Genomic DNA, 18,589 nt, shown 5'->3' with positions numbered 1-18,589 from the left:
AGGCAAGCCATGGCATTGCGACCTGCCCAGACAGAAAAGCCCGCCGGTCAGGACCGGATCGGGTTTTTCGGCAAATTACCAAGCCATGGGGATTTCCTCTCGGAAGGCCTGGAACGGGAAATGGTCGCCACGCTCGACGGCTGGATCCGTGGCGGCCTGCATGCCTGTGAACAGGAATTCGGCGCGGCCTGGCCGGAGCTGTTCAACGCCTCCCCTCCTTGGCGGTTCATCGTCGAAAAAGGCGTCTGGGGCCAGGTGGCGCATGCGGGTGTCATGCTGGCCAGCCGTGATCGGGTCGGTCGCAGTTTTCCGCTGATCATCATGGCGCAGATGCACCGCTTCACCCATCACCCCCGCACGCTGTTTCTGGACCACACCTGGTTCATGGCCGCCGAAGGCCTGGCTGAATCGACGATGACGCGGGAATTTGACATCAACCGCTTCACTGACACCTTAAAGCGCATGCGTATGCCGCGTCCCCAGGAGGAAGAAGGAACCGCCTCAGCCAGCAAGGATGGCACTGCGCTCTGGTGGTATATCGACCCACAAACCTCAAAACCGCAAGGACTTCGCTTTTCAAACCAGATGAAAGCCGAGGACTTTCTGCGGCTTTTCCGGCAAAGCGCGGGTCTTATCTCCCGAACACAAGACACGACCGCCCCTGCATCATCCCGTGCCCCAGGGTCAGTCCCGATAAAAGCCGAGGCAAGACCTGCGCCTCAACGGGCTGCTCCAAGCCCGGATAAGCCGCCCAGAGACCAACAAGCAGCTGAGCCCCAAGCAGCAGGACTACGGTATAGTTACGCCACCCATGCCGGTACGCGGTTTTCGATCAATGCTGACGGGCTATTCATCTGCGAAAAACCAAGGATTTTCGCCATTGCCGATGGTGTTGGCGACGACACCGCGTCGCAGGAAGCCGCACGCTATACTGCGGGCCAGCTGGCCGAAATCGGTGAGACCGCCGATCTGGATACAATGTTGCAGGAAATCAAAGGCAAACTTGGCCGGGCCAACAGCCTGTTGCAAGCCCGCACGCAACGCACAGACGGAACTGCTCCCGCCGCCAGCATTGTTGTTGCAGCTTTGGTGAATGATCAACTTCTGCTGGTGTGGGCGGGGGATGCCCGGGCCTATCTGTTGCGTGACGGCACAATGGTACCGCTGACCCGCGACCATATTGCCATCGGCCTGCAAAAACGACTGCGTCGCGGGGTTGGATTGGATCAGCAATTCTTGCCGGAAACGCTGACCACCGACATATTACCAGGCGATCGTCTGTTGTTATGCAGTTTTCCGCTGATCCAGGTCCTGACGGAGCGAACCGTTGCGGAAATTCTGCACCAATGCACCGATACCGAAAGTGCCGAACGGCTGGTTCAGGAGGCTTTGATTGCCAATGTGCGCGAAAATGTAAGCGCTATCGTCGTGAGCCTGGCGCGTACCGATGCCTCTGCCTGACGGTTTCAACGACGTCGCCGCCTGTTTCTCTGACCTGATGCAAGCTGTGCGTGGGGATAGTGGGACACACCATACTGACGGGGAACAGCGACTGCTGATCGATCAGTTGAGAAACGCCCTCGACCGGCGCGCCGAAACATTGGCTCCCTCGGACCCCACCTTCATTGCAGGAACATTTGCCGTCGAAACCCTGCTTTACGAGGGACGCTATAGCCGCGTTCTGAAACTACAGCACCGGGATCTCGGAACCGCTTATGTCCTGAAAACACTGACCACAGATGGGGCTTCGTCAGCCAGCCAGGCAGAACTGCTGATCCGTGAAGCCCGGATCGGCCTCAACTTGGACCATCCCAGTCTGGTCGGCACCTCAATGCTGTTGCGACTGGCTGATGGCAGCCCAGGCATCATCCAACCCTGGGCTGGGTATTCGCTGCGAGAAAGGCTGGAGAAGGACGACGAAACCGAACTAGACGTAGCCCAAATTCTGCATGATCTGCTGACCGCACTTGAGGCTTTGCATAACCGTGGCCTTGTCCACGGTGATGTTACCCCCAGCAATATCATTCTCGATCCACAGCGGCGGATAGCAAGATTAGCCGACTTTGGCTTGACCATAGAATGCGGTGCCAGCTGGGCCGATCTCGGGCTTGCAGAGGCGGGCTCCCCGGACTATTGCGCCCCGGAACAAAGTGCTTCCAGCAACGCATCGGCGGCGATGGATCTCTACAGCGCAGGCCGCGTGCTTTTGCGTATGCTCGGCACCGCGCCGCAAGGACAGAACTTCGATCTTGCGCAGCTCGCGGAGCACCTCTGTAGCGTCGATCCTGCCAACAGACCCAGGACTGTCAAACAAGCCCTAGAGAAACTGTCGCAGATAAGGGCAAAGGCATGATGTCAAAGCGTAACAACGCTCGCGCGATCTCAAAGCATTGAAGACATCTCAAATCCACCAGGAATTTGAGATGTCCAAGACCGGAATTTAGACGGTCATTTTCAATCACAGAACCAGCAGGCCGTTGGTTCAGCTTATAAGGCTCAATTGGATGAGCCGGGGAGCGGTGCCGCCGATGTTGACGGCACTTTCTGGTAAACGGTCAGCAACTTGGCGGCATCAACCATGCCCGAATTGCTGGCATAGAGCACATCGCCCTTCTGCATCTGGAACAGCTGCATCAGCATGATGCTGGAGGCGTCCTTCATATTGACATGGTAGATCACCGGCTTGCTGCTGGTGGTCATGGTGACCGGTCCCTTGGCGCCACTTGCCGTTATCGTCGATGCCGGAACCTGGATCAACTGGTTGCGGAACACGTAGACATTGCGGGCATCAGCCCGGTCATCCAGCAATCCGCCAGCCCGGCCAACCGCCTGAGCCAGGGTGAGCTTACCGGACTCAAACTGGAATTCACCCGTGCTTTTGAAGGCACCGAGGGCCGTATAGCTGGCCGGTTCGCCATCAACGATCACCTGGTCGCCGGGCAGCAGGACGATATTCTGCTTTTCATCGCTCATCACCCGATCCAGCGTCGTGGTCGCACGTTCACGACCACGCACGACGGTAACCTTGGCGGCCTGCGGCGCGACAGACGCCCCGCCTGACTGCGAAATGATATCCAGAACCCGCTCACGCCGCGCTGTCAGCGCCACTTTTCCGGGGGTCTTGACACCACCGCTGACCAGAACGGCGCTGGACGGTTTGTCCACAACCGTCACGACAGCCTGTGGGTTAACCGCCGAGCCTTTCATACCCTGGACGATACGATTTTGTAGGCCTTCCGGGGTGGAATCCGTCACCCGCTGCTTGCCAACGAAAGGCATGGTGACACTGCCTTGAGGATCGACAGTGAAGCGACCAAGATTAAGGGTACTACTATGGGTGGAGGAAAACAAACCTTCTTCGCCGGTGTCCAGCAAGGTCACGTCAAACACATCGCCTGGTCGCAGTCTTTGTTGATTATAAGCGCCGCGAAGCACTGACAAACCCGGTTCTGAGGCTGAATAACCGGACTGCGGTGCCGCAGCCGTGACCGCTGGTGCCTTGGAAAGCTCGATCACCGGCACCTTGCTTGAACTGCCCGGGAACGTCGCAGACCGGATGGCCCCAGCACTTGGTCCATCCGATGGTTTTGCACAGCTCGACAAAATCGCAATCAAAAGAACTGGCAAAACCTTGCGCATTCGCTGCTCCAAAATCCAAGAATCAATAGAAAAAATAGATAGCAGCAGAAGCCTAACTAACAATTGCAAAAACCGACAAATGCCGCAAAAACGACATTCAAAAAACACATGTTGCTTTTGCGCAACCCTAAGAATGAGAAAGGAAGCCGGCTGGATTGCTCATAGGGTGCAGCAGGATAGTGGGTTGTTACACATCTCACTCCTCACGAGTTGGGCATCAGGCAAAGCCGGGGCGGTTCACTTCACTGGTAAGCGACAGGTTAGAGGCGCACCAAAACCAAGTCATGTTTTCAAAATGGTCACCATCTCCTCGATCAAACGTAAGTCTTTGAGTATGGTTTGATGATCGCAATCTTTGACATAGGAAAGCTCAGTAGTTTCTTCGAGATATCGGAGAAGAGATCCAGGCTTAAAATGAGTTTCCCTGTCCTGTGGCATGAAAATTCTAGCCGCTTTCGACGCTGGCATGGATGTTTCCACACCCGTTAAGAGCCAAATGTTTTCGACCATGCAATCAAGGTTGGATAGCTCGCAATCAACGAGATCAAAGATATACTGATAAGACTCGTCTTGCTGAAGTCGTTCGAGGATTTGGGCACGATCAATGCCGGCAAGTCCCTCAAGTGCTGGCGGATCGATCATGAAGAGTTGAGGAACAGCGCGCCCCTGGTGAGTGATTGCGGCAATCACATGGGCTGCGAGATGTGCGCCAAAGGAATAGCCAACCACTTTGGTAACTTGCCGCCCCTTGTGACGGATGGCGATACGGGTCGCAAGCTCTTCAAGAGAGCCGTAGGGCCAATAGTCATTGTAATTCTCGGCCACGGCAACCACGGCCTCCCCGACATCTTTCATCAGGCCCATATAGCAAAAAGGATATCCAACGAAATCTGGCAACAGCAGTATCATAGGCTGTCCTTCAGCGTTTCAAGAAAGCAGTTCAGAAACAGTGCCAGCCTTTCCTCATCAAGCCTGGAGGCAAGATGCAAATGCAGTTGCGCGCCCGCCACGATAAAAGTCAGATCAACATCTGTTCGAGGATTTTCGGAAGGCGCATCCAGCAAGGTGGTCTTCATCCAGAGCAAGTCTTCCTCCGGCATCGTGACAAAATTGAACAGATAGGAAATCTGCCCCGCATCCCATCCGGTGGCGGCCTGGATCTCTTCCGAACCAACGATGCTGTGGTTGCGGAATGCCTCCATACGGTCGTGGAAATCCTCCGGCATATCATCAATGCCAAGAAGTTCGTCCTCGAACAGGATCGGGGCGGCGACCGTGTAAAAACCCAGGCCCTGCTGCTTCTCACGCAGCGAGAACAGGCATAGCACCAGGGGATCGGTGGTTTCGCTCAACCGGCCAATCGCAGAGCGATAGGCCCGCATGGCAGCCCATTGCAGGCGGGTATAGCGGGTCCAGGGCAGAGCGATCTCTGTCTGCTGCCAGATGACGCCGCTTCCTTCATGGCTCAGGCTCGAAACGGCTGCCCTTTCGCCATAGCCTGCCCAGAAATCCAGGCTCTGCTCCACAGCATCGCCATGGCGTTTTTCAAGCTTCAACGTCTCCGGCACGAAGGTGAGATCCGGCAGGCTCTCATCACCAGTAATCTTTCCTGGAGTACAAAACGCCATCAGCGCCCGAAGCAATTGCAGCTGGCCAATATGGTCGCCAAGAATATGGTGAATCAGCACGGCGAGATGTCGCTGTCCCCGGATATCGACGTCGCCCAACCGCAGCAGCGGCCCTTCGAACAGGCTTATTGGGCGATCCAACAGAAAGGAAATACAGTCGCGTTCGTCGATAAAACCCCGCTCTGCCCGAAAGACAAGGTGTTCGCCCAGAACCTCTTCTTTGGGCAGACGAAATGCGCAACCATCGTCACCCTCGACAACCACCGCCGTCACCAGGGGGAAGGCCAGTCCCAGGCTTGTCGCAATCTCTTCAAGGTCCGGGTCGATTTGGTCGAAAGCGCCGGGCTTGATGATATAGGCGACAGTATTTGCCGTCAGTTGACCATGAAAAAACTCAGGATAGACCATCGAGGCCTGCATTGGCGTCAAGGGAATTTCGGTCAGTTCATGGGCATCATCAGGCGTCAGCAATGCGCGGCGCCCGGCCAAATGCTCTTTTGCCTCCTCTCTGCCGCGGGCATAGACAAAGCCAAAACGTCCGCTAGGAAGGGTGAGCGTTACAATCTCTGGCAGTGGCGGCATGACACGCTTCCTTCCGCTTCAAAGCCGGATGATGTGATAGTCGTAGATATCAGGCTCAAGGTCATCGGTCGGGTTACCGCTCATCTCGTCCAGCAGATGCGCCATGCGCGACCAGGAACAGTCCCGATAAAATTCCGTCAGGCTGAGCGCCACCTTCCGATGCCGGTTGAGCAAGGTTACCAGCTTCACCGCCAGTAACGAGTGACCGCCAGCCTGGAAAAAATCCTGATCCGGCTGCCAATCCGCCAGTCCGCAGGCATTCAGCAGCCAATGACGAGAGGTGACGGGGCGACGCTTGTCCGCTGCCATTTTTGCCAAGGCGGCCATGTCGATTTTGCCATGCGCCGTGACGGGCAAGACCTCAACCTGCAAAAAACGGTCGGGAACCATGAAATCCGGCAGGGAGGTGACGCCGAACTCTCTTAACTCGGCCTCACCTGGCGAGGATGCCATGCTTTTCGCCAGGTAGTAGAGCACGACCCTCTTGCCGGTGGGCGTAGTCTGCACCGCAGCCACACAGTTTACCACGCCGGGATGCCGCCCATAGGCAAGCGCAATGTCACTCAGGGATGTCCTGTTGCCCCTGATCTTGACCTGATCATCCTTGCGCCCGGCATAATGAAAGAGACCATCCTCATCGCAAGACACCAGATCACCACTGGCATAGGCCCTCTCCTCACCCAAGAGCGGGAAAGCGCGGAATTTATTGGCGGTCAGCAGCGCATCGCCGATATAGCCGGGCGATAGCCCGTTTCCAGCAATTACCAGCTCTCCCTCCTCACCGACAGCGCAAGGCCCTCCTTCTTGATTTGCAACGTAGAGGCGGCTGTCATGCACCGGATATCCGATAGGGATGGCGCGAGAAAAATCATGGCTTCGTGGGATACGATAGACGCAGGTGCCCATGGTATTTTCCGTCGGGCCATAGCCGTTATAGACCGTGATGCGCGGATTATCACTGTACAGCCTTTCGATATGCAAAGGTGAAAGCGCCTCGCCGCCCACCATGATATTTGAAATCCCTCCCAGGCATTCGGGATCTGCATCCATCAGCATGTTCAGCAGGGAGGTCGTCAGCCACAGGGCATTGGCGCCGCTTTCGGCAATCAGCTGGCGCAACGTGTCTCCAGTCAGATGTTCCTCCGGTGCCAGCACGAGGCAGCCGCCATTGCACAGCGCAGTCCAGATCTCGAACTGCGATGCGTCAAAAGTCAGCGCCGAATGATGGATCATTACGGTTTCAGGACCCGCCGGAAAATGCGGCGGCTGATAGCAGAAGCCTATCACCCCCAGATGAGTGCAGGGGATGATTTTCGGTGCTCCGGTCGTGCCGCTCGAAAAATTGACATAGACGATATCGCCCGCTGCGGGTTTGTGGAAATAATCCACCTCACCAGGAGCCAGCAGGTCCGTGGCCTGGAGATGTCCGGCGAAGGTGACGTTGCACAGCGGGCCATCGGCAATGAACAGCCGAACCTTGGCTCTTTCAATGACCGAGTTGTTCCAGCTCTGCGGATTCTTCGGACTGATGAAACAGAAGCCGCAACGCGCCTTCAAGGTCGCCAGTAGCATGACGATCAAATCGATGCCGCGCGGCATCTGAATACCAATTGTATCGCCGGGCCGAGCGCCCGCCTGCAACAGGCGCGTGGCGGCCAGGCTGGAGCGCGCATCCAGTTGCGCATAGGTCAGCGTGGCGTCCTGATAGCGGACAGCACACCTCTGTGGATTGGCTGCCACGGCCTTTTCGAATGCGTCAATGACCGTCGAGACCAAGACCCTCTCCTCTGTCACCATGGCGTATGAGACTGAAACCCACGGGAAACGCCGCTTCACCGCGATAGAGCGCCAAGGCCTGACGTGGCGAAAAAACGGTTCGTGGCAGTGTGGCGGCCAGTTGTCGTTGCCGGTTGATCAGCGCCAGAGCCCTTGCCAGATTGTCATCCACCCGCGCCTCGCCGGGTAAGGGAACCACATCGGCAAGGCCAGCGTGATAGCGGTCATCACGATATCCGGCACCGCAACGCGAGACATTGACGAGATCGAAATTGCCCGAGGCTGGCGAAAATCCGATCTGGCCCGACAACCTGCCCAGATTGACCAGCATCGAACGATCCTGACCATTCCCATCCGGGTCCAGCAGGTCGAAAAAGCCGCCAATCTGATCACTGACATCGCCATCGCCGCAGAAATAGATCCGGGTAAACCGCCCTCTACTGCCGGGCTGTGACTGAACCGGATCGAAATCCGGCCAAGCGGCACATTGGCGCATCCGCTCCGCTTGCAGATCCCAGATGCAAACCTCCGCGCCAGCATCTGTTGCCATAAGCGCCATCAACATGCCAAGCCCACCGAGACCAAGGATCAGAACACGGTCACGGTTGGTCAGCCGGCTTCTGTCACCGGCATGGATCACGGTGGCCGCGAGTGTGGCCAGGATGGCGAGTTCTCCCGGCAAATCCCCGGCAATCCGGCAGACCAACCGGCGCGGCATGACCAGGTAATCCGAATGGATGGCTTCGCGCCACCCCATGGCGATCACCCTGTCCCCCTCCTCGACATGATCGATATGCGCGCCCTTGTGCAGCACCGTACCGACAGCGCAGTAACCGAGTTGCAGCGTTTCACCCGTTTCGCATGCCTGACGGATATAATGCATTTCCGTACCAGGGCTGACCATAGTGAAGTCCGTTGCCACCACCACATGGTTGTCATCGCAAGGCGGCATGGTTTCGCGCAGAACCTGCACACCTTTCGCGCCTTGAACCGCAAACAGCTGTCGTGTTTCCTGCTGCATCATATCTGCCCCGCGAACACGGCCTGGAGGCACTTGTCAAAATGCGGAAAGGAGGTCTTGTAGCACTCGCCGCCGGGAATGCGGCCCGCAAGCCCATGCGCCAGCATCACCACATGCGCCGTCATCGACAGCCGGTGATCGTTGAAAACAGCGATATCACCCTGCACGCTCGGCCTTTGCCTACCCGTGGTCCGAATCGCATAGCCATCAATCACGGTGTCGATGCCGAGGCTGCGCACCATCTGGCAGGTCGCCGCGATCCGGTCCGATTCCTTGAAGGTCAGCTCGAAAAGGTCTTCGAACACCGCCTCGCCCGGCAACAGACTGGCGATGGCAACCATCAGGGGAATTTCATCAATCATCGAATGCAGGCTTTCTTTGCCTTGCATGCCCTGCGCCTTGAATGTCCCGCCGCCTTTCAGGGTAATCGCGCCCACCTTCTCGCCACGTGCGCCTTCATCCGGGGATATCTCCAGGCGGAACCCGCAGCCCTGCATCCAGTGAAAAAAGCCGATCCGGGTCGGATTGATGCACACGCCTTCAAACCGAACACTCATCTCGGGCCGATCCCTGTTCATCAGCCAGAAGAGTGCTGCCGGATAGGCAAGCGCCGAGGGGTCAAGCGGAATGGTCAGAGTGTCTGGAACCTGAAACTGGCCTGGCCTGTAGGTGACCACATGGTCCCGATCCTCGACCGCATCGCCAAAGCCCCGGGCCATCAACTGGGTGTGATCCCTGGCCACAACCGGATACCCGATCTCGACCGGCACGCGGGCGGCGATGGCGGCAAGCAGGATGGCCGAGACCGATTGCGCACTGCCGATGGTGGTCTGAACGCGGCCCGGCCCGATCTGCGCGGGCAAAATCCGCAGCGGTAGGCATCCCGGTCGCTCGAGATATTTGAACCGGCCACCCAATTCCGTCAGAGGCTCAACGATCCAGTCGAAGGGCCTGTTTCGCAATGTCTCGTCACCATCGACAACGCAGCCGACCCCAAGTCCGCACAGCACCCCGATCAACAGCCGGGCCGCCGCGCTTGAAGGCCCCAGATAAACCCTCTCTTCCCCTTTGTTGAGCAGGCCCTGGCGCGCCATGGCACGCAAGGAAGTTTGAAACACCACCGTGCCTGAGGCCCGGTCGAAGTCGATCAATACACCCAATTGCTGTAGGGCGTCGATCAGCAGGGTAATGGCAGCCCCCTGATTGATACCAGTGATCGACACCGGACCGTCAGACAAAGCGGCAAACAACAATGCTCGATGCGAGATGGATTTATCTGAAGGAATATGGGCAGCGGCAGCAGCCCAATCCGGCCGGTCCGGCAGGATGGTGGAAGGAATATGACGGTCCGGATAAATCAGCACGCTATCAGCCCCGTTTGTAACGCTTGGGATCGATCAATGCATCGTCGCTGAGGATCTGTTCAGGATCAAAAATATCCGGTGCCGATGGCCCCTTTGGCACCGGCAAGGCTCCGGCCTCATAGGAGCGGCGGCGGTTGCGCTTGCGCTCCAAACCGAGATTGAACCCCTCCAGATCAATCGGCCATTGCTCCAGCAATCCTTCATCACGGCAATAATCGGCAAGCTTCTGGCCAATAGGCGTCCTGACGAGGACGCGGCCATATTTGCCGAACGCCGTGCCGTTAATGCTGGCATCGAAGATATTGGGATCGCCGTCACAGACGCTGATGTCGGCAAGGCCGCTCATCCAGTCGCCGCAGGAAAGGCAGCGGTGATTTTTTCCGCCCTTTAGCTCTTTCAGGATCTGCCAGAATTCCAGAGCATGGCTGCCACCATCCTTGGTTGAAACCGTCAGTTTTCCCGGATAGGGACCGCTGCGGTAGCGAAGATCACTGACGGCGTCGAGCGGCAGGTTCAGGCAGCCCTCAACGATATCCGCCGTTCCCTTGGGCAATGTGCTGGACGAACAGGCCGTCTCAATCAGGAGGACGATATTTTCCCGCGCCCAATCGGCAATATCGCCCTGCAACTGCTGAAGCTTGCGGATGGCCTGCATGTGACAGGCAAGGCCGACGACCGCGATCTTGTCATTGCGACAGTGTTCGTAAAGGCCTCGCAATTCGGCCAGATAGGGTGCCAATTGGTAGGTGGATTGGGCATTGGCGATGATGGTTTCCTCATCCCCGGAGACCACGCCCTTGGCGCGCCAGCCTGCATCAGGGTTGCGGCCCATGGTCAGAACGTGGTCAACACCAAAACCATCGCTGCGGCTGGCCAGCAGCAGGGTCGTGACTGTTCCCCCACTAGCCGAAGCTTCGAACACATCCGCTCGTGTCGAGCGCGCGCCGAAGAGATCAATGTGGATGCCCAGCCACCGTTCGCTGGATTGGCGCTCGCGGTCAAAAAGCTGCATCTCCGCCGCATCGGTGCCGGGATCAGCACCGGGGCAGACATCATGGCAAAGATGACAGTCGCCACAAGAGGCCGGGTCGAAATCCAACACCGGCTGAAGAGTGTCCGGGTGCAGGACCACCAGTTGCTCAGGACAAACCAACTGACAGGCCCCGCAACCGGCACATAAATTGGAATCGAGAACATTTTCCTGTAAAATTCTGATCGACATAAATATAGTCCTTTTATCAGAAGAATTACTTTTAAATAATTTTTAAATATTCAGATATTTACTCAATCGACGTGCAATTCCATTTGCACAATTTCAAGAGAAACCGTACCTGGCCCGTGGGAGAACGTACCGCTTCCAATTTCGGTAAAACCCAATTTCCGGTAGAAATCCCGGCCTGTGAGCGTTGATTCCAGATAGATGCGATTTTCCCCAGCCTGTCTGATATGGGCGATTGCCTGACCCATCAGGGCTTTGCCCACACCAGCCCCAACCGCCGCACCGCTGACGAACAGCTTGGTCACCTCATTGCCCTGCACTTCCACCAGCCCCAGAAGAACGCCGGAAGATACCGCAACCCAAAGCTCTCCGCGTTCAATGGCAAGCAGATACATCCCGGGATGGCGTCCATCCAGCCACATGTCGATCTGTTCACCGGTATAGTCCCCGCTGCAAAGGCTTCGCACCGACTGGCGATGAACGTCAAACAGGTCCGGGCAGTCTTCGGCGATAGCAAGACGGATCTCGAAATGCTGCATCTCGCCATCCCTCACCCTGTTGACCCTGCAGACGCCGTCTTGCGTCTGAACAGCGTTTCGAACCTGAGACCGATGACGCATCCGACAACGACCAGAAGGCTGCCGCCGATCATCGCGGCACTGATATCGGTTTCACCGAAGGCAAAAGAAATATAGGTGGCAATCAACGGATAAATGAAGCCGATATAACCGGCATATTCAGCCCCGATCCTGCCAACCAGCGCAATATACATGACAAAAACCAGCGCGGAGCAGACAATACCGAGATATGCCAGAGGCAACAGATAGGACAGAGTGAGCGGCACGGCTAGGGACGCGCCCTGAGCAAGGGCGACAGCAAGATAGAGCGCACCGGCAAAGCCGATGGCGATCCGGTTGATCCGCATCGAGGTCAGCTTATGGGTTTTCTGAATATGTTCAGAAAGGACCGACCCTGCGGCAACGGCCAGGAACGACAAAAGCGCCAGTCCCAACCCCAGCCAGACATTGGAGGCCCGGCCTTCGCCGCCTAGGAAAAACAAGGCGACCCCGAACGAGGCCACCACGGCACCCATGAGATTGCTGGTGCGAATGCGCACCCCTTGGAAAATCCGTTTCAAGGCCATGGCAAAGAAGATCACCGATATGCTGAGACAGGCCACATAGGAACTGGGCAAATAGTGGGTGGCGAGATAGGTCAGGCCGATCCCGGCAAAATAATAGACCGTGCCAACGAGACCGCAGAGCAGGAATGGTGCTGGCATCCGTTCGCCCGACGGTCGTTTGAACATATCAACGATGGTCAGCGTGACAAAAGCCAGCAAAAACCGCCAGAACAGCGACACGACAGCAGGCGTTTCAACGATCTGTGTGGTGATTGCGATCCAGTTGGTGGACCATATCGCCACGCAGGCGAGAAACAGCAGAAGAGTGCTTGCGGCCATGCCCTTGGCGTCTATCGTGGATGACGCGCTCATGCTGCCTCTCCCGCAAGCGTGATCACTCCGCAATCGCGCAGTGCTGTCGCAATATGCCGTCCGATATCAGAAACAAGCGCCTCACCCAGCGCGGTTGCATTGTAATCCACTTTGAGAAGCAGGCGTCCGTCATGCTGGTAGCCGGTCACTTCCAGATGGTGACTGGGCCGACCATGCAGTGTAGTGAGCGAAAGCGGGTTGACTGAGAAGCGGTCCGTCGAGGAGATCGCGATGTCGCCAAGGTAATTGAAGCTGGAAAAACACTGCCGTTCCGCAGAGACCCCGCTCCGTTCACCGGATCGATAATGTTCATTGCCGAAGGTATGAGCAATCTTTTCAACGTCATGGCGATAGTTACGAACCGCTCTGGCCGCCGCTGCCACATCCAATCCCCGCACTTTGACCAGGAACGGACAGATGACCGTGAACCAGCCGAAAATACCATCGGTGGACAAGCCTCCGGCAGTCAGTCCCCGACCATGCCCCAGAACATCTATTTTCTGACAAGCGGCGGGAAAGACCTTATCGAAAGCCAGTAAAACGGCGGCCAATACCCAGTCGGCGACCTCCATCAAGGGATCGCGGGCAAGCATCTCTGAGGGTGATCCGATGTCGAGATGCAGGGTCTTGAACGCATTCCTTGCCGGGAAGGCCAAATCCCGGGCAATCGGCTGCGGACACTCACCCCATGGCAGCCGATCCCAAACTTCGGGCGCACGTTCATTCGCTAGAAACTGACCATAGGCCCTCACCCAATCCGCATAGTCCATATCCGGCTTTGGCCAGGCCCGCACCACCTCAGCCGTATCGGCCTCAGACAATTCCGACAGCAGAATGATCCAGGACACCCGGTCCACACGGAACTGATGGCAGCTGACGACGACGCTGAGTTGCTCCCCGTCGGCCACAAGGGCCGCGACAACAACCCGGTTGTTGCGAAACGAAATCGCGCCTTCACACTCCGCCACAGCCTGCGATACCGTTACCCTCGACTTAAGAGCGTCAATCGCGATCGGGCTCGCATCCGGCACATGCCGTTCCAGCAAAGCCTTCACAAGGGAACCGATCCGGTCTGCGTCACTGACAGGTCCCGAATAATCGATCACACACGTCTGGCACCAACCATCCAGATCAGGAATGCCGCGACTTTCAAGAAAATATCGGTTGGGAAGTGCTGCATCCAACCCGGTCGCCGCCGTGCGCATTGCGGGAGCCACCGGATCAGCTTGTTGCTCTTGTCCTTTTAGAAGGCCGGAAATCGGCTCATCAGAGATAATGTCTTCGAGGGTCAGCTTGATTCCCTGCCGTTTCAAGGCCGCCACAACGGAAAGGGCCAGCAGTGAATTGCCACCGTTTTCAAAGAAACTGTGATTGATATCGAGACTGGCACCTTTCAATGCCTTGGCCATCGCCGCCAGAATAGGATCATGTTGCGGGCTGACGGTCTCCGCTACCTGCTGTTTGTCGCGGGCCAATTGCGCCAGCCTCTCGCGGTCGAACTTGTTGTTACGGGTCAGCGGCAGCCTGTCCATGAGCAGGATCAAACGTGGCCGTTTGTGACTGTCCAGAAAATCCGCCAACGCTTTCTGTACCCTCGCTTCCGTAATACCATCACCACTGGCAACGACGGCTGCAACCACCTCATCCCCATCCTCACCGACGAGGGTGAAGACACAGCAATCCGCCACCATATCGAGCGAGAGAAGCCCGGCCTCGACCTCGGCCAGCGACACTTTCAGCCCGTTGACCTTGATGACAGAATCCTTCCGTCCAATGATGACCAACCGCATCTGCTCATCATAGCGAGCAAGATCGCCCGTGGCATAGGCGCGCGCCGTGCCGCGCAGCGCCTCTCCCAGAGGCGTAAATCCGCCATGCGTCAAATCCAGCAAGGACGCGACGAGATCGGAGATCAAGGTGACCTCTCCCTCCACGCCGCTCGTGGATATGCGATTTCCATCTTTATCCCGCAGTTCGGTGATCACGCCGGGAACTGGATGCGCCAGGGGCCATAGCCCAGCCTTCCGCTCCGCACCATGGTCATGCATGGCATACATCGCCGTGGTGCATTCGGTCGGCCCATAGGCATTAAACAGCCGGGACCCCACGGGAAAACAGCCGTTAAACAGATCGAGATCGCCATCGTAGATTTTCTCGCCACCAATAACGATCCGCTTCGGCTGCCGGTAAGTCCCAAGCCCAGCGCGGTGGAAATGCCGGAAATAGGGTACCGTCATGTGCAACACGTCGATCTCATGCCGCGCGATAAAATCCGCCACGATCTCCATGGAGGAGGCCCTGGGATTGATCGTACACAGCACCCCGCCATGAAACAGGGCGGAGAACACATCCATCAACCCGGCATCCCAGGCCGTCGAGGCCAGTTGCAAGAGCTTTTCCCCCGGCCTGATCTGCACATAACCTGCGTAATTGGCGATATGCTGGCGCAGCGCCGCCATCGTCTGCACAATGGCCTTCGGCGCTCCTGTGGTGCCGCTGGTCAGAATGACATAGTCGTCACAGAGGAGAGGATACTCAATTCTCTCGCCCTGGCCCAGGAATTGCGGATCATCCGGATCGCATGCGCCTTCAGCGACCATGATGAAACGCGCCTGCGGCAGCCAATCCCGCAGGCTCTTCATGGGTGCCTCATCGCCAAGATTGACCACGCAGCCAATGTTCAGTGCCGTCATCACCAGCTGCAACGGCTCGATCTGCATTTCGGGATCGATGAAAACCACACGCCGCGCCATCCCTAGCACAGCAATCAGGGCCGCATAGCTACCCGCGCCATGGGAGGCACGCAGAACAACGGTTTTTCCCTGCGCCCCGGCCGCGGCAAGCGCGTCGGAGAGGGAACAGATCCTCCGCTCCAGCGCGCCCCAACGCCACGCACCATCAAGATCAATCGCCGCTAGATCAGCCGGATTGCGACGCAGCAGACACTGATCTGCCATCTCGGCATCCTCGACTTTCACTGGCATGGGCAGGTCTCCAGTGTCTTATCCAGCGCGGCGAAGAATTCATCCATATGCGCCTCACTGAAGGTCAATGGCGGAGTAAGCTTCACCGTTGCACCATCGATACCGCCAGTTCTGACGATAACGCCATTCTTCAGCAGCCCTGCCCCCACCTCCGCGGCCAGCGGCACCCGCGCCCCGGAACCCGAGATCGCTACATCGAATGCCAGCATAAGACCCGTGCCGCGAATGCCGCTGATACGGTTGTCACGATTGGCCAACTCATGGAGCCGCTCGGTAAACCGGTCTCCGCTTTGCGCCGCTCGATCAGCAATATTGTCCCGTCGCTGCACCTCCAGAACCGCATTTGCCACAGCGCAGGCCAGTGGCATGAAGGTAAAGGTGGACGAATGCTGGCTGAAGCCCAGCACATCAATGATGCTAGACGGACCGGCAACGGCGGAAACCGGCATGCCGTTGCCCAGAGATTTTCCAAGCACGATCATATCGGGGCAAACCTGACGCGAGGCCGCGAAGGGCGTCCCGGTGCGGCCAAGCCCGGTATAGATCTCATCGAAAATACTCAACACGCCAAATTCGGCGCAAGCCGAAACCATTTCCGCAAGTAGCGATGGCGCGATGACATAAATGCCTTCCGCCGCCTGGATCGGCTCAATAATCGCCGCTGCTGGCAACTGGTGTCGATCTTTGGTGTCCTGCAAAAACTGCCGGAAATCTAGCCCCCACTCGTTGCTATCCAGCACGGGCTTTCCATCCGGTCCGGCCAGGGAAAACCATGGATTATCCTTCAGCCCAATGGCCAAAAGATCGCGAAATTTTCCATTCGATGTCACGGAGAGCGCACCTTGCGTTTTACCGTGAAAGGAGTTTGCAAAATAGAGGATAGGCTCCCGTCCGGTCTTCTTGCGGGCGATTTTCACGGCGACTTCCACCGCTTCGGCACCCGTAACCGCGCCCATGACCGAGGCTTCTGGAAAGGGCAGAAAATGCTCAAGCCGGGCAATCATCTCATGCCGGAAGGGATTGTCGATATTCCAGCCGGTATGGATGAGTTTGCCAGCCTGAGACATCAGCGCCGCAACGATCTCCGGGTGTTGATGCCCCAGATTGACCGCGCCACTACCACCCGTCATATCGAGAAAGGACCGGCCACGGTCATCGTATAAATGACAATCTAGGCCCTTGAGCATGGCAGGCGTTCCGCCTTGATGCCGTGAAATAGATATGGACAAAGCTTCCTGATAAGCCCCTACCCTGTTTTCAGATAAAATATTAAACATCTGGCGCGTGCTCCAGTAAAAAAACATGAAAGTAAAACTTAAAGGCCAGGATAAAAAATATCATATATTTTTCAAGACGATAGCCGATTCAGCTTTCCTAAAATTATTATTTTCACTGCAAAAAATATAATAAAAACGCTAGGGAATTTATAGATATTAAATTTTCAATTTACAATCGGGAATTTCAGAGGAAAGACGAGAACTATTCGAAACCATACGCTAAACGTGATAAAATGATGAATCTCGGTCAGCTGACGCTGCTCGTTGGGGGTGACGTGCCCCCCATAAATTGGGCCATTTTGAACTGGAATTTTCCACTTATGATCCCTTTTGGGAAGAAGAGGAGAATTTGATGAAGGCCTCGAAGTTTACGGAAGCGCAAATCGCGTTTGTGTTGAAGCAGGCGGAAGATGGAACGCCCATTGGCGAGGTCTGCCGCAAGGCAGGAATTTCCGATGCGACGTTCTACAATTGGCGCAAAAGATACGCCGGCATGATGCCCTCGGAGATGAAGCGCCTGCGTCAACTCGAAGAAGAGAATGCCAAGCTGAAGCGGATCGTCGCCGACCTTTCGCTGGACAAGGCCATGCTCCAGGATGTGCTGTCAAAAAAGCTCTGAGGCCTGACGGCAAGCGTAATCTTGTCGACAGGATCAAGACGGACTGGAAGGTTTCGATCCGACGCGCATGCGCCGTGTTGAAGATCGACCGGTCCCTTTATGTCTACAAGTCCAAGCGCGGCGATCAGGCCGAACTGAAGCTGAAGATCAAGGATACCTGCCAGACGCGTGTGCGCTATGGCTATCGTCGTGTGCATGTCTTGATCAGGCGTGACGGCTGGGTGGTGAATCCGAAGAGAATCTATCGTCTTTACAAGGAGATGGACCTGCAACTGCGCAACAAGGTGCCAAAACGGCGCGTCAAAGCAAAGCTGCGATCGGACCGCACCGCAGCCACCCGTTCGAACGACGTCTGGGCCATGGATTTCGTGCATGACCAACTGGCCACTGGTCGCAAGATCAGGGTTCTCACGGTTGTCGATACCTTCTCGCGCTTCTCTCCGGCGGTAGATGCCCGCTTCAACTATAAAGGGAAGGACGTCGTGCAGACCCTCGAACGCATATGCCGGCAGGTCGGTTACCCGGCCACCATTCGGGTGGACAACGGCAGCGAATTCATCTCTCGTGACCTCGATCTCTGGGCCTATCATAGAGGCGTCGTGCTTGACTTCTCGCGGCCGGGCAAGCCGACGGACAATAGCTACATCGAGAGTTTTAATGGCAAGTTGCGGGCAGAGTGCCTGAACGCCCACTGGCTTATGAGCCTTGACGACGCAAGAGCAAAGATGGAGGATTGGCGTAGAGACTATAACGAGTTCCGGCCACACAGCGCGATCGGCAACAAGGTGCCGATTTCGCTCATGAACGGCTCATCGGCACCTGCGCCAACATGAGCCTTAACCCCGGAAAATTCCAGCTCCCGCTGGCCCAAAATCGGGGTGCACGTCAGACAACCCAAGACTCTCCCAAAATTTGGAGGAAGTTCAGGGGATCAGGTCATGACGTTTGGGGGATTGTGAAGCGCTATGGTGAGGGCCGCGTTGGA

The 18,589-nt window shown here is 56.8% G+C and carries 14 protein-coding genes; 3 read left to right on the top strand and 11 right to left on the bottom strand.

The annotated features are described in order from the left end of the window. Positions 1-9: 9 nt before the first annotated feature. Positions 10-1,461, top strand: a complete 1,452-nt coding sequence (gene tagF, locus ASB66_RS00070) for a type VI secretion system-associated protein TagF (protein ID WP_060716161.1) — start codon at positions 10-12, stop codon at positions 1,459-1,461. Further along, on the top strand, positions 1,448-2,353 hold the full coding sequence (locus tag ASB66_RS00065) for a protein kinase domain-containing protein (RefSeq protein WP_060716162.1): 906 nt from the start codon (positions 1,448-1,450) through the stop codon (positions 2,351-2,353). The genes tagF and ASB66_RS00065 overlap by 14 nt, the downstream gene beginning before the upstream one ends. A gap of 143 nt (positions 2,354-2,496) precedes the next feature. Here ASB66_RS00065 and ASB66_RS00060 read toward each other — a convergent pair whose 3' ends face one another. The 11 genes from ASB66_RS00060 to ASB66_RS00010 all read right to left on the bottom strand — a co-directional run bounded on the left by ASB66_RS00060 (position 2,497) and on the right by ASB66_RS00010 (position 16,895). Continuing rightward, on the bottom strand, positions 2,497-3,639 hold the full coding sequence (locus tag ASB66_RS00060; protein ID WP_060716163.1) for a polysaccharide biosynthesis/export family protein: 1,143 nt from the start codon (positions 3,637-3,639) through the stop codon (positions 2,497-2,499). Positions 3,640-3,921: 282 nt separating this feature from the next. Continuing rightward, positions 3,922-4,548, bottom strand: coding sequence for a thioesterase domain-containing protein (locus ASB66_RS00055; RefSeq protein WP_060716164.1), 627 nt, complete (start codon positions 4,546-4,548; stop codon positions 3,922-3,924). Continuing rightward, positions 4,545-5,849: a condensation domain-containing protein gene (locus ASB66_RS00050; protein ID WP_060716165.1), complete on the bottom strand. Its 1,305-nt coding sequence runs from the start codon at positions 5,847-5,849 to the stop codon at positions 4,545-4,547. Before ASB66_RS00050 ends, ASB66_RS00055 begins: the two co-directional genes overlap by 4 nt. Positions 5,850-5,867: 18 nt before the next feature. Beyond that, the gene (locus tag ASB66_RS00045) at positions 5,868-7,625 is read right to left on the bottom strand and encodes a non-ribosomal peptide synthetase (protein WP_060716166.1); all 1,758 of its coding nucleotides are present in this window, start codon (positions 7,623-7,625) and stop codon (positions 5,868-5,870) included. Next, positions 7,606-8,649: an MDR/zinc-dependent alcohol dehydrogenase-like family protein gene (locus tag ASB66_RS00040; RefSeq protein WP_147273993.1), complete on the bottom strand. Its 1,044-nt coding sequence runs from the start codon at positions 8,647-8,649 to the stop codon at positions 7,606-7,608. The genes ASB66_RS00045 and ASB66_RS00040 overlap by 20 nt, the downstream gene beginning before the upstream one ends. Then, positions 8,646-10,010: a 3-phosphoshikimate 1-carboxyvinyltransferase gene (locus tag ASB66_RS00035; protein WP_060716168.1), complete on the bottom strand. Its 1,365-nt coding sequence runs from the start codon at positions 10,008-10,010 to the stop codon at positions 8,646-8,648. The genes ASB66_RS00040 and ASB66_RS00035 overlap by 4 nt, the downstream gene beginning before the upstream one ends. Positions 10,011-10,014: 4 nt before the next feature. Beyond that, positions 10,015-11,232, bottom strand: coding sequence for a Coenzyme F420 hydrogenase/dehydrogenase, beta subunit C-terminal domain (locus ASB66_RS00030; RefSeq protein ID WP_060716169.1), 1,218 nt, complete (start codon positions 11,230-11,232; stop codon positions 10,015-10,017). A gap of 62 nt (positions 11,233-11,294) precedes the next feature. Beyond that, positions 11,295-11,768: a GNAT family N-acetyltransferase gene (locus tag ASB66_RS00025; protein ID WP_060716170.1), complete on the bottom strand. Its 474-nt coding sequence runs from the start codon at positions 11,766-11,768 to the stop codon at positions 11,295-11,297. 11 nt (positions 11,769-11,779) lie between these two features. Further along, positions 11,780-12,724: a DMT family transporter gene (locus tag ASB66_RS00020; RefSeq protein ID WP_060716171.1), complete on the bottom strand. Its 945-nt coding sequence runs from the start codon at positions 12,722-12,724 to the stop codon at positions 11,780-11,782. Continuing rightward, positions 12,721-15,708, bottom strand: coding sequence for an AMP-binding protein (locus tag ASB66_RS00015; protein WP_060716172.1), 2,988 nt, complete (start codon positions 15,706-15,708; stop codon positions 12,721-12,723). The genes ASB66_RS00020 and ASB66_RS00015 overlap by 4 nt, the downstream gene beginning before the upstream one ends. Beyond that, positions 15,699-16,895, bottom strand: a complete 1,197-nt coding sequence (locus ASB66_RS00010; protein ID WP_171431109.1) for an aspartate aminotransferase family protein — start codon at positions 16,893-16,895, stop codon at positions 15,699-15,701. Before ASB66_RS00010 ends, ASB66_RS00015 begins: the two co-directional genes overlap by 10 nt. A 442-nt stretch (positions 16,896-17,337) precedes the next feature. On the opposite strand from ASB66_RS00010, the gene ASB66_RS00005 reads away from it, so the two are divergent. Continuing rightward, positions 17,338-18,437, top strand: a protein-coding gene (locus ASB66_RS00005; RefSeq protein WP_420094367.1) for an IS3 family transposase whose coding sequence is annotated in 2 segments (ribosomal slippage) — positions 17,338-17,590 and positions 17,590-18,437 — 1,101 coding nt in all. Because the reading frame shifts where the segments join, the coding sequence is not laid out codon by codon here. Positions 18,438-18,589 lie beyond the last annotated feature (152 nt).

Source organism: Gillisella vitis, from assembly GCF_001541345.2.
Lineage (GTDB): Bacteria > Pseudomonadota > Alphaproteobacteria > Rhizobiales > Rhizobiaceae > Allorhizobium > Allorhizobium vitis.
The sequence above is the reverse complement of the archived record's forward strand: the minus strand, read 5'-3'. Positions and strand labels throughout refer to the sequence as shown.